The organism is Kitasatospora sp. MY 5-36, assembly GCF_001182915.1.
Taxonomy (GTDB): Bacteria; Actinomycetota; Actinomycetes; order Streptomycetales; family Streptomycetaceae; genus Kitasatospora.
In genome coordinates this window covers 1-11,609 of sequence record NZ_LFVW01000375.1, presented here as the reverse complement: position 1 = coordinate 11,609, position 11,609 = coordinate 1, and the positions used below count along the sequence as shown (strand labels likewise).

Genomic DNA, 11,609 nt, shown 5'->3' with positions numbered 1-11,609 from the left:
GGTGCGGTCCTCGGCGCCCTCGGCCGCCGCCGTGACGGCCGGGCGCCCGCCCGCGATCAGGCCGATGACCAGCGCCGGATCGGTGCCGAAGGTCGGCGGGCACTCGACGGCGTCCAGCACGCCGAGCCGCCCGGCCGTCCCGGCGCCCGCGTAGACCAGTCGGCCACCACGCGCCATCCGGGCGGCCACGGCGTCGACCACGGCGGCGATCCGCTCCAACTCCCCGGCGACGGCCTCGGGCACCGTGCGGTCCTCGGCGTTCATCAGCCGGAGCAGCTCGACCGTGGGCAACTCGTCGATCGCGGCCCACTCGGGGCGGATGGTCTCGGTCGCGGGAACGGTGTCACGACTCATGCGCCCGCCTCGCTTCGTGCGGCCGTGGCCTTCGCCTGGGCATGTCGTCCGACGATTCGCTCGTTCATGCGGCCAGCCTCCCCGGGCGCGGGGCGCCCGAATCCGGGCAAGCGTGGATGGAGGGCATGAGGGAGGCCGGCACGAGGCGCAGGCGGTCTGGCCCTCGCTGCGGCCGTACTTCGGCGAGCGGGTGCCGGCGGAGGCCCGGACGCTCGGGCTGCCGGGTGAACCGGCCGCACTGGGGGCGCTGGTCGGGCCGGCGGACCAGGCCCGGTTGGCGGCGGCGCTGACCAGGGCGAGTCTGGCGCACGCGGGCGCCGGCTGAGGGGCGGGTCGTCCGGAGAGCGGGTGGGGGTCAGGCCATCCAGAAGAAGACCGCCGTCATCCGCCGCTCGGCCAGGTCGGTGCCGTAGTAGCCGGTGGCGCTGTGGATCAGGTTGGCGTGGTAGAGGAGCAGCTGGTTGTAGCGGTTGGGGACGCGGACGTCCTCGGTGAAGTGGTCGCCGGGAACGTGGCGGGTGCCGAGTGCCTCGACCAGGTTGTTGTGCGGGGCGTTGACCAGGTTGCCGCCGAGGCGGCCGCCGGGGAACTGCTGGCGGTAGAAGCTGGTGCCGGCGTCCTTCGGGGCGCCGGGGCTGAGGTAGAGGACGGCGGCGTAGCGGCAGAGCGCGCGGGAGTCGGTGTGGGGGCGGGATTCCGATTCCCCGGCGCCGACGACCTGGACGCAGTTGTGGTTGAGCGTGCCGCCGCCCGGGGTGCTCTGCACCCAGAGCCGGGAGGCGCCGGTGGCCTTGCGGACCAGCGACTCGACCCGGGCCAGTTCCCCGGGTTCCAGGCCCGGCATGGTGCGCAGCCCTGGCCAGGTCTCGGGGCGGTGCGGGTAGCCCTCGGTCCAGTCCCCGCGGGCCAGACAGCGCTCCCGGACGGCGTCCGGGTCGGGTAGCACGTTGTCCAGGACCCAGTAGTCCCGGCCCCGGGTGGGCTTGCGGTAGGGCAGGACCGGCAGGGCGGTGGGCCTGATGGGCTGTGAGGGCATGGGCCGACGATAGAGGCGGCCATCGCCAACCTTCTGCCGTGAGCAGGTCAACCTTTCGTCAAGGGTGCTCCGGCCCGGACACGTGGTTCAGCCCCTGGTCGGAGGCCGGGCCCGCGGCCTAGGCCTCCCGTACGGCGAAGCTCCCGAGGGCGCCCTCCAGACGGTCATAGGCCCGGACCGCCGAGGGGCGGACGGCGGTGGCGATCGCCGCCTGCTCCTCGCCCGCCAGGGTGCGGCGGAACACCTCGGCGAACACCGCGCGGTCGACGGCGGCGAGCAGCGCGGCGGCGACGCGGCACTCGAAGCCGACGGGTCTCTCGTGCGCCGCCTCGGCCAGCGCCTCGGCGAGCGCCGTCTCGCCCTGCTCGTGCAGCTCGCGCAGCCGGGCGCCCAGAGCGGGGCTGTCGAAGACGGTGCGGGCGAACTCCGGGCCGGAGAAGCCGAGCCGGGCGTCGTGCCGGTCGAGCCCGGCGAGGCAGTCGCGGCGCAGCGCGGCGAGCGCGGACTCGCCCGGCGCGCGCCCCGCGACGGTCGCGGCGAGCCGGACGACGAGCTCCTCGTGCAGGTCGAAGAAGAGGTCCTCCTTGCGCGGGAAGTGGTTGGTGACGGTCATCTTGGCGACGCCCGCGGCGGCCGCGACCTCGGCGATGGTCGTGCGGTCGAAGCCCTGCTCGATGAAGAGCCTGGTCGCGGCGTGCGAGATCGCCTCTCGGGTGCGGCGCTTGTTGAGCTCGCGCAGGCTCGGCGTGGTCGCGTTCTCGGTCATGCCGGGAGCGTAGCGCAGATTGCTGGGTCGGGTACAGGAATTAGGCTTGACCTAATCAGTGGGTCCGGCCTAAGTTCTTCTCGGGTGGCCGGAGCGGCTGCCCGGGTGAGCGTCCGAGAGTGTGCCGAGCGAGCGTCGGGGTGCCGCACGCGGGTTCGGGGGGCGCTGGCCCGACTGCGACTAGGGGAGGGGCGCATGACGACATCCGTCGCCGCGAAGGACCAGCCGGGAGGAGTCCGGGAGGGGGCGCCGGAGCCGATTCCGGCGGGCCTGTGGAAGATGGCCTCGGTGCTCGCGCTGGGGCCGGTGCTCGCGCTGTTGGACAGCACGATCGTCAACGTCGGCATCGACTCCGTCGGCCGCGATCTGCACGGCTCGATCGCGGAGATGCAGTGGGTGGCCACGGGGTACCTGCTGGCGATCTCGCTGACCATGCCGCTCTCGGGTTGGGCCGCCGGCCGCTTCGGCGGGCGGCGGGCGTGGCTCGCCTCGGTCGTCCTGTTCGTGCTCGGATCGGCGCTGTGCGGCCTGGCCTGGTCGACGGGCAGTCTGATCGCCTTCCGGGTGCTGCAGGGGATCGGCGGCGGGATGATTCAACCGCTCGGCCAGGCGATCATCATACAAGCGGCCGGGCCGTCCAGGGTCGGGCGGGTGATGGGCACGCTGATGCTCCCGATCAGCCTGGCCCCGGTCCTGGGGCCGATCCTCGGCGGGCTGGTGCTGGAGCACTTCGACTGGCGTTGGATGTTCCTGCTGAACGTGCCGGTCGGGCTGGTGATCCTGCTGCTCGCCGCCCGCTGGCTGCCGACTGACGAGGCGTCGGACATACCGAAGCCCCGGCTGGACGTGACGGGGCTGGTGCTGCTCTCGCCCGGTCTGACCGGGCTGGTCTACGGGCTCTCGACGATCGGTGACGGCGCGACGGCCGGCTGGGTCGCGCTGGTGGTGGGCACGGTGCTGGTGGCGGTCTACGGCTGGCACGCGCTGCGGGTGGGCCGCAAGGCCGGCCGGGCGCCGCTGATCGACCTGCGGCTGTTCGCCCGGCGCGGGTTCTCCGTGGCGACGGCGAACAGCTTCCTCCAGGGCGCCGCGCTCTACAGCTCGATGTTCCTGGTGCCGCTGTACTACCAGCAGGTGAAGCACGCCGGGGCGGTGGAGGCCGGTCTGCTGCTGGCGCCGCAGGCCCTCGGTACGGCGGTCACCGCCATGCTGGCCGCCCGGATCACCGACCGCTTCGCGCCGCGTCCGCTGATCATGATCGGCATCGCCTGCTCCCTGGTCGGCACGCTCGCGTTCACCCGGCTGGGCAGCGGCTCCGAACCGGCGGCCTGGCTGATCGCCGGCTCGCTGGCGCTGCGCGGCGCGGGCATGGGGCTGATCGCGATCCCCGGCCTGGCGGCGGTGTACGGGAGCGTCGAGAAGGCCCAGGTGCCGGCGGCGGCGGGCGCGGTCAACGTGCTCAACCGGCTCGGCGGGGCGCTCGGCACGGCGGTGCTGACGCTGGCACTCCAGCAGGCGCAGGGCGGGCACCCCGACCAGCCGGGTGCGGCCTTCGGCGAGACCTTCTGGTGGGTGCTGGCCCTGTCGGCACTCGCCATCGCCCCGGCACTGCTCTACCCGAACACCCGCCCGTCCCGCTGACCGCCGAGCGGATCCCGACCACCCAAGCATGGAGGTACCCGTGTCCACCCGTCACCCCGGCGCTCTCCGCCTGCTCAGCATGCACGCGCACCCCGACGACGAGTCCAGCAAGGGCGCGGCCACCCTCGCCCGGTACGCGGCCGAGGGCGTGGACGTCCTGGTCGCCACCTGCACCGGCGGCGAGCGCGGCTCGGTGCTCAACCCGGCCATGGACCGGCCCGAGGTCCGGGCCGACATCGCCCGCGTCCGCCGCGAGGAGATGGCGGCCGCCCGGGAGATCCTCGGTGTCCGCCAGAGGTTCCTCGGCTTCGTCGACTCCGGGATGCCCGGGCCGGGCGAACCGCTCCCGGAGGACTGCTTCGCGGCCCGGCCGGTGAAGCTCGCGGCGGCGCCGCTGGCCGCGCTGATCCGGGAGTTCCGCCCCCAGGTGGTCGTCACCTACGACGAGACCGGCGGGTACCCGCACCCGGACCACGTGATGACCCACCGGGTCACCGTGGCGGCCGTCGAAGCCGCCGCCGACCCGCAGCGCCACCCCGGGCAGGGCGAGCCCTGGCAGGTGTCCAAGCTCTACTACCACCTGGCGCTCTCCAGGGCCTGGTTCCAGGCCCTGCACACGGCCATGACGGAACGCGGAGTCCCCTCGGAGATGGGCGAGCTGCTGGCCGGCTGGCCCGACACCCCGCCCGCCCTGGCCACCACCACCCGGATCGCGTGCGCCGAGCAGTTCGCCGTACGGGACGCGGCGATGCTGGCGCACGCCACCCAGGTGCAGCCGGGTGTGGCCTTCATGGCCCACCCGCGGGACATCGAGCGCGAGGTCTGGCCGACGGAGGACTACCACCTCGCCCGGAGTCTGCTGCCGGAGGCCGGTGCGGCGGCCGCGGCGGGCGGGATCGAGACCGACCTGTTCGCCGGGCTCCGGGCGGAGGTGGAGGGGGAGGTGGGGGCGGGATGAGCCTCACGGTCGGCGTGGCGGCGCGGGCCGTTGTGCTGCGGGCCGTCGCGCTGTGGGCCGTTGTGGCGCGGGTGGTCGTGGTGCTGCTCGGTGGCGGGCGGGCTGCCGTCCGTTCAGCACTGGCCGTCGGCGAGCACGTAGAAGCCCGGGCCGGTCTGCTTCAGGGTGTGGGTGACGAAGGTGTTCCAGAGCCCCATGCTCTGGCCCGAGCCCAGCGCGAAGGTCAGGCCGCCGCTCCGGGTGGCACGGCCGGCCAGGACCTGGTCGTAGTTGCTGGCGGTGAAGCACTGGGGTGCGCCCCCGCCCGGGGTGGTCGCCGTCACCGCCGCCGAGCGGGCGCCGACCGTGCCCGAGCCGTCGACCGCCGCCACGGTGTAGCCGTACGTGGTGCCGGCCGCGAGTCCGGTGTCGGTGAAGACCGTGCCGGTCGCGGTGCCGACCTGGCCGCCGTTGCGGAAGACCTGGTAGGAGGCCGCGCCGCTGACGGCCTGCCAGCCGAGGGAGATCGAACCGGCGGTCGCGCTCGCCGTCAGGCCGGTCGGGGCCGGCAGCCCGGGGTCGGTGGGGCCGGAACCGCCGTCCAGCCCCCAGAACTGCGCGGTGTAGTAGCCGGAGCAGATCGTGTCGAGGAAGTAGGCGCCGGTCGCTCCGCACTGGTCGGCCCCGGAGCCCGGGTGGACGGCCAGGCCGTGGCCCATCCCGCTGATCCTGAACACGGCCACGGCGGGCTTTCCGCTCGCGTCGGCGTAGAGCTCCTGGGTGGTGCCGCCGGGGAGGCTCCGGGTGCCGGTCGGTTGGCGGCCGACGCCCTGGACGTTCGTCCACTGGTCCCGCAGCTCGGTCGCGTTCACCGGCCCGACCACGGTGTCGGCCGTGCCCTGCCAGATCGCCACCCTGGGCCACGGTCCGGTGTAACCCGGGTACGCGGCCCGGACCTTGTCGCCCCACTGGGCCGGGGTGAGCCCCTGGTCGGAGTTCTGGCAGCCGGAGGCGGCGGCCTGGGTGGCGGCGCAGTGGGCGGGCAGCCCGGAGTCGATCGCCCCGCCGGCGAACACGTCGGGGTAGTCGGCCAGCAGGTCGGCGGCCATCCCGCCGCCGGCCGAGAGCCCGGTGACGAACACCCGATGGGCGTCCGAGCCGTACAGCGACTCGGCCTTGGTGACCATCTCGACCACCGACCTGGCCTCGCCGACGCCCCGGGCGGCCTTGCCCGCGTCGAACCAACTGAAGCAGGAGAGGCTGTTGTTGACGCTGCTGGTCTGCGGGAACACCACCGCGAAGCCGTACTGGTCGGCGAACTTGGTCCAGCCCGAGCTGCGGTAGTAGTCGGTGGCGCTCTGGACGCAGCCGTGCAGCGCGACCACCAGAGGAGCGCCGCTGGGCAGCCCGGCGGGGGAGTAGGTGTACATCGCGAGGTTGCCCGGATTGGTGCCGAACCCGGTGACCTGCTGGAAGCTGCCGCTCGCGGCCGCGGCTACGGCTGCGGCTGCGGACGGCAGGGTGGAAACCGTGTCGGAGGCCGCGGACGCGCCGGGTGCGGCGGTACCGAGCGCGAGGACGGCGGCGGTGAACAACGCCGCGGCGGTGGGGCGCAGTGGCATGGGGACTCCTGGGTGGGGGAGGAGTGGGGGCCGGTCCCGTGCAGCGTGGCGCGCCGGGAGCCCCGGTGCCATGTGGCGGTCATCCGGGGTCCGCCGCCCGGGCATGGCACGGGCCGCCATGGTCCGGCGGCCGCGGCCCCGTACCCGCCGCGCGCCGTAAGGCACTTGAGGCAGGCGGCCGGACCAGGCAGGTTGATCCCATGACCACCGATGAGATCGCCGCCGAAGGCCCGCAGCCCACGAACGGCCCGGAGCAGCGCACCCGGACCCACACCTGGACGCCCGGCCCGCCGATCGCCGAGTTCACCCACCTGAGCGGAGAGGAGATCCTGCTGGAGTGGATCGCCGGGCGGATCCCGGAGCCCTCGATCTGCGGCACCATGGGCTTCCACCTGACCGAGGTGAAGCCGGGGACGGCGGTGTTCCGGGGCGAACCCGGAGACCACCTCCACAACCCGATGAACACCGTGCACGGCGGCTACCTGGCGGCCCTGCTCGACTCGGCCCTCGGCTGCGCCGTGCTGAGCAGGCTGCCGGCCGGGGTGGGCTACACCACCACCCAGCTCAACGTCCATATGCTGCGCCCGCTGTTCGCGGACTCCGGGACGCTGCGCTGCGAGGGCGTGGTGCTGCACCTGGGCCGGACGATGGCGACGGCGGAGGCCAGGGTGGTGGGCGCGGAGAACGGCAAGCTCTACGCGCACGCCACCACCACCTGCGCGATCCTGGCCCCCCGCCCGGTGGCCTGACCGCCCGGAGGCCTGACCGAGCGGGTGGCCCGGCCGGGCGGTCGCCGTACCCGCCCCGGAAACGGTCGGGCCCGGCCGCTGTGGCGACCGGGGCCCGAACCTGGCACTCGGAGCAGCCGGAGAGGTCTGAGCGGCAGGAGCCGCTCAGAGTGCCCCGAGCAGGCCGCAGAGGGCGATGAGGCCGCAGATGCCGAAGTTGACCAGCTTGTGGGACAGGAAGATCGCGGCGAACTCGCGGATGGTCGCGCTCGGCCAGTAGTAGCGGGCGGTGGGGGAGCCGAAGACGTGGCCGTTGACGCCGGTCTCGCGGGCGAGCAGGGCGGCCCGGAAGGCGTGGAAGTTGTTGGTGACCACGACACAGCGGTAGTCGGGCTTGGCCTGTTCCATGATGGCCTTGCTGAACCGCAGGTTCTCCTCGGTGGTGCGCGAGCGGTCCTCCCGCTCGATGTGCTCGGCGGGGAAGCCGTGTTCGACCAGGTAGTCGGCCATCGCGTGGGACTCCGGCAGCTTCTCGTCCGGCCCCTGGCCGCCGGAGGTGATGAGCACCGGCGGGTTGCCGCGGGCGGCCTGCTTCTCGTACACCTCGCGGCCCCGGTTCAGTCGGCTGGCGAGCAGCGGCGGGACGCGCTCGCCGCCGATCAGTCCGGAGCCGAGCACGACCACGAAGTCCACGTCCTGGCGGGGCCGGTGGCGGCCGTAGAGGAAGGCGTAGCCGATGAAGCAGGTGAAGAGGAAGGAGACGTAGCCGATCACCAGGAGCAGGGTGCCGACCACGATGCCCAGTCGGGCCGAGCGGAGGGCGAGGGCCACGAACAGCATCAGGATGACGGCGACGATGCCCAGACCGGCGAGCAGCGAGAGCAGGTTGGCCGGCCGTCTGCCCTCCTTGCGGATCATGGTCAGGCCGTTGGCGATGAGGAACCAGATCAGGGCCACCGTTCCGACGGTCGGCAGGAGGAAGATCGCCACCATCGCGATCTCCACCACCAGGGTGGGGGCTCTGCGCAGCTCGGCGAGCACGGCGAGGGAGAGCAGTGAGACGGCGATGCCGAGCAGGATGGCGTTGCTGAACTGGCGACGGTCGCGTAGTACCCCGAGTCCGAACAGGACGAAGAACAGGGCGGCTGGGGCATAGGCGATCATGCGCCGTATTCTACGGTCGCCGTAGGGTCGGGCCGTTGATCGGACCGGCCCGACCCCGAGGCAGGGAAGCGCTCAGGCGAAGCGTTCGATCGCGGCCAGGACTGCCTCCCGCATCCGCGGACTCCCCGTGTGCCCGGACTCGTCGATGACCGTGAGCCGCGCGTCCGGCCAGGCCTTGGCCAGCTGCCAGGCGGTGGCGAGCGGTCCGCCGAGGTCCAGTCGGCCGTGGATCAGCTCGCCGGGGATTCCGGCCAGCCGTCCGGCGTCGCGCAGCAGTTGGCCGTCCGGCAGGAAGGCCTGGTGCGAGAAGTAGTGGGCGGTGATCCGGGTGAAGCCCATCAGCGCCTCGGAGGGGCGGTCGGTGTACGCGTTCGGCTTGCCCAGCGACTCGTGGGAGATGACCGCGTCCTCCCAGGTGGCCCAGGCGTTGGCGGCGGCCCGGCGGACGGACTCGTCGGCGCTGTTGAGCAGCCGGCTGTAGGCGGCGAGCAGTTCGGCGGTGTCCCCGTCTCGGTCGGCGGGCGGAAGGAAGTCCCGGAACTCCTCCCAGGGCCCGGGCAGGAAGCGGCCCACGCCCCGGTAGAGCCAGTCGGTCTCCTCGGGACGGGTCATGGTGACCCCGCAGATCACGATCGCGGAGACCCGTTCCGGGTGGGCCTGCGCGTACGCGAGGATCAGCGTGGAGCCCCACGAGCCGCCGTACAGCAGCCACTTGTCGATGCCGAGGTGCTCGCGCAGCCGCTCCATGTCGGCGATCAGGTGCGCCGTGGTGTTGTGCTCCAGGCTGGTCGACGGGTCGGCGGCGTGCGGCCGGCTGAGCCCGCAGCCGCGCTGGTCGAACTGGACGAGGTGGTAGCGCTCCGGGTCGAAGTACCGCCGGGTGCCCGGACTGTGGCCGGAGCCGGGCCCGCCGTGCACCACCACGGCCGGCCTGCCGGCCGGGTCGCCGGAGGCGTTCCAGTGGATCAACTGACCGTCGCCGACGTCCAACAGGCCTTGTGCGTAGGGTTCGTAGAGGGGGTACGGCTCGGGCATCGGTGACTCCTCCGTGGTCGTACGGGCGGGGCCCGGTGAGCCTACCCGTTGCCGGAGGCCGGGGTCCGGCCCGAAGGAGGCGGCGTGGAAGGAGGCCCGGGATCGGGAGGACCGGCCCCGGGCCCCGGGCTCAGCGCCGCTCCGGCGGCAGCAGGGCCGCGAGGCCGTCGAGGATCCGTTGGACGCCGAACTCGAAGCGGGCGTCCATGTTCGGCTCGGTGAGGTCGTCGGCGAGGTCGACCAGGTTGGGGAAGGTCTCGGCGGGCAGGGCGCGGAACAGGTCTCCGGCGGCGTCGGCGATGTCCCGGCGGCTGGTGCCGAGGACCTCGGAGGCCGAGATCGGCGACTGCTCCTGGAGCACGAAGCCCTGGACGAAGGCGCCGAGCAGGTAGCTGGCCATGGCGGCGTCGGCGTCGGTGAAGCCGGCCGCGCGGAGCCGGTCCAGCTGGTCCTCCATGAGCCCGAGCAGGTTGGGTCCGGGGGCGAGCCGCCCGGCGACGACCCTGGCCGCGTCCCGGGTGTCGAGTAGCAGGCGGCGGTAGCGCCAGCAGTACGCGTGGAACTGTTCGCGCCAGTCGCCCTCGCGCGGCGGGGGCTCGGCGGAGCCCATCACCGCGTCGGTGAGCAGGTCGAGGAGTTCCTGTTTGTTGCGGACGTGCCAGTACAGCGAGGCCGCCTTGACGCCGACCTCGGCGGCGACCTTGCGCATGGACAGCCCGGCCAGGCCGTCCCGTTCCAGGACGCGCAGTGCGGCCTGGGCGAGGGCTTCCCTGGTCAGGGCGGGTGTCGCGTCGTCGGTTCCGGGTGTGTCGGTGTGGTTCTGCGGCATGGCTGTGCGGACGCCTCCGGTGGTGCGGTCGATTCCCGCTTGCAATCTAACACCGTTAGGTGCACTCTGTGGCTGTCGCGCCGACCCCTAACACTGTTAGGGGCTCATGATCGGAAGGGAACCCATGGAGAAGTCGAGCGCCCGCCGCAAACGGCTCGCGCTGCTCACGCTCTGCATCGCCATGTTCATGGCCATGCTGGACAACGTCGTCGTCAATGTCGCCCTGCCCCGCATCGGGCAGGAGCTGGACGCCGGGATCAGCGGTCTCCAGTGGGTCGCGGAGGGCTACAGCCTGGTCTACGCCGCACTCGTCCTGACCGGCGGCGCGCTGGGCGACCGCCACGGCCGTACCCGGATGTTCGTGCTGGGGCTCGGCCTGTTCACGCTCGGCTCCGCCGTGGCCGCGCTCGCCGGAACGATCGGCGTCCTGGTCGCGGGCCGGATGGTCCAGGGGGTCGGGGCCGCGCTGCTCACCCCCGGCAGCCTGACCCTGCTGGGGCACGTGTTCACCGACGAGCGCGAGCGGGCCAAGGCGATCGGCGTGTGGTCCGGGGTGTCCGCGATCGGCCTCTCGATCGGTCCGGTGATCGGCGGCCCGCTGGTCGAACACTTCGGCTGGGCCAGCGTGTTCTGGATCAACGTGCCGATCGGCGTGGCCGGCGTCCTGCTCGCCGCCAAGGTCCTCCCGGAGATCCCGCCGCGCGCCCGGCGGATCGACTTCGGCGGGTTCGCGCTCTCGGCGGCGGGCCTCGGCCTGCTCGTCTACGCCTTGATCGAGGGCCCCACGCGAGGCTGGACCGACCCCCGGGTGACCGGCTGCGGCGCTGTCGCCGTCGTCCTGCTGGCCGCCTTCCTGCTGCTCGAACTGCGCCTGGCCGAGCCGATGCTGGAGCTGCGGCTGTTCCGGGACGGCGCGTTGAGCGGCGCGCTGCTCAGCGGGTTCATGGTGAGCTTCGGGATGTTCGGGGCGCTGTTCTTCCTGCCGCTGATGATGCAGGGCGTGCTCGGCTGGTCCCCGTCCGGCGCGGGGTACGCCGGGTTGGCGATGACCGCGATGCTGGTGGTCGCCGGGCCGCTGTCCGGCCGGTTCGCCGCCCGGTACGGCCCCCGGCCGCCGATGGTGCTGGGCCTCGCGCTGTGCGCGCTCGGTCTCGGCGGGCTGTCGCTGTACGGCGACCACGCCCGCTACCCGGAGTACCTGTGGACGCTGTTCACGATGGGCTTCGGCATGGGGCTGACCTTCACCCCGGTCTCGGTCGCGGTGCTCCAGCGGGTCGCCCCGGCGCAGACCGGGATGGCCTCGGCGACCGTCAACACCCTGCGCGAACTCGGCGGCGTGCTCGGGATCGCGGTGCTCGGCGCCGTCCTGACCAACCGGATGACCGACGGGCTGACCTCGGCCCTGCACCGGCTCGGCGTCCCGCCGGAGGCCGTCGGCCCGATCGCGGACGCGCCGACCGGCGCGGCCCACGGCGGTGGCGGCGCGGCCGGCGCACT

General features: G+C 73.2%; 11 protein-coding genes and 1 pseudogene. 5 read left to right on the top strand and 7 right to left on the bottom strand.

What is annotated here, in order from left to right; all coding sequences use genetic code 11:
- Nucleotides 1-354 (bottom strand): annotated as a pseudogene (locus tag AE652_RS23175) (N-acetylmuramic acid 6-phosphate etherase); the annotation flags it as partial.
- A 112-nt stretch (nt 355-466) separates the two neighbouring features.
- On the opposite strand from AE652_RS23175, the gene AE652_RS23170 reads away from it, so the two are divergent.
- A complete protein-coding gene (locus AE652_RS23170; protein ID WP_049654567.1) occupies nt 467-679 on the top strand; it encodes a hypothetical protein in 213 nt (70 codons plus the stop codon).
- 30 nt (nt 680-709) lie between these two features.
- Here the strand turns inward: AE652_RS23170 and AE652_RS23165 are convergent, their stop codons facing one another.
- Together AE652_RS23165 and AE652_RS23160 are read right to left on the bottom strand one after the other, a co-directional pair.
- Nucleotides 710-1,390 carry a DUF6445 family protein gene (locus tag AE652_RS23165; RefSeq protein WP_049654566.1) on the bottom strand — a complete coding sequence of 227 codons (681 nt, stop codon included), beginning with the start codon at nt 1,388-1,390 and terminating at the stop codon, nt 710-712.
- A 118-nt stretch (nt 1,391-1,508) separates the two neighbouring features.
- Nucleotides 1,509-2,156 carry a TetR/AcrR family transcriptional regulator gene (locus AE652_RS23160; RefSeq protein ID WP_049654563.1) on the bottom strand — a complete coding sequence of 216 codons (648 nt, stop codon included), beginning with the start codon at nt 2,154-2,156 and terminating at the stop codon, nt 1,509-1,511.
- Nucleotides 2,157-2,351: 195 nt separating this feature from the next.
- Between AE652_RS23160 and AE652_RS23155 the strand changes: the two genes are divergently transcribed.
- Nucleotides 2,352-3,797: an MDR family MFS transporter gene (locus AE652_RS23155; protein WP_107086515.1), complete on the top strand. Its 1,446-nt coding sequence runs from the start codon at nt 2,352-2,354 to the stop codon at nt 3,795-3,797.
- 28 nt (nt 3,798-3,825) lie between these two features.
- Complete coding sequence (mca, locus tag AE652_RS23150; protein WP_049654562.1) at nt 3,826-4,755, top strand: mycothiol conjugate amidase Mca; 930 nt, start codon at nt 3,826-3,828, stop codon at nt 4,753-4,755.
- 113 nt (nt 4,756-4,868) lie between these two features.
- On the opposite strand, the gene AE652_RS23145 is transcribed toward mca, so the two are convergent.
- On the bottom strand, nt 4,869-6,356 hold the full coding sequence (locus AE652_RS23145; protein ID WP_049654561.1) for a PHB depolymerase family esterase: 1,488 nt from the start codon (nt 6,354-6,356) through the stop codon (nt 4,869-4,871).
- A gap of 200 nt (nt 6,357-6,556) precedes the next feature.
- Here AE652_RS23145 and AE652_RS23140 point away from each other — a divergent pair, with 200 nt between their 5' ends.
- Nucleotides 6,557-7,105, top strand: a complete 549-nt coding sequence (locus AE652_RS23140; protein ID WP_049654559.1) for a PaaI family thioesterase — start codon at nt 6,557-6,559, stop codon at nt 7,103-7,105.
- 144 nt (nt 7,106-7,249) lie between these two features.
- Here AE652_RS23140 and AE652_RS23135 read toward each other — a convergent pair whose 3' ends face one another.
- From AE652_RS23135 to AE652_RS23125, 3 genes are all read right to left on the bottom strand, one after another.
- Nucleotides 7,250-8,248: a YdcF family protein gene (locus tag AE652_RS23135; RefSeq protein ID WP_049654556.1), complete on the bottom strand. Its 999-nt coding sequence runs from the start codon at nt 8,246-8,248 to the stop codon at nt 7,250-7,252.
- A gap of 72 nt (nt 8,249-8,320) precedes the next feature.
- Entirely contained in the window at nt 8,321-9,283 is a 963-nt protein-coding gene (pip, locus tag AE652_RS23130; RefSeq protein ID WP_049654555.1) for a prolyl aminopeptidase, read from the bottom strand.
- A 130-nt stretch (nt 9,284-9,413) separates the two neighbouring features.
- Complete coding sequence (locus AE652_RS23125) at nt 9,414-10,112, bottom strand: TetR/AcrR family transcriptional regulator (RefSeq protein ID WP_049654554.1); 699 nt, start codon at nt 10,110-10,112, stop codon at nt 9,414-9,416.
- A gap of 124 nt (nt 10,113-10,236) precedes the next feature.
- Between AE652_RS23125 and AE652_RS23120 the strand changes: the two genes are divergently transcribed.
- Nucleotides 10,237-11,609: MFS transporter (locus AE652_RS23120; protein WP_049654553.1), on the top strand; the 1,373-nt coding region annotated here is incomplete at its 3' end.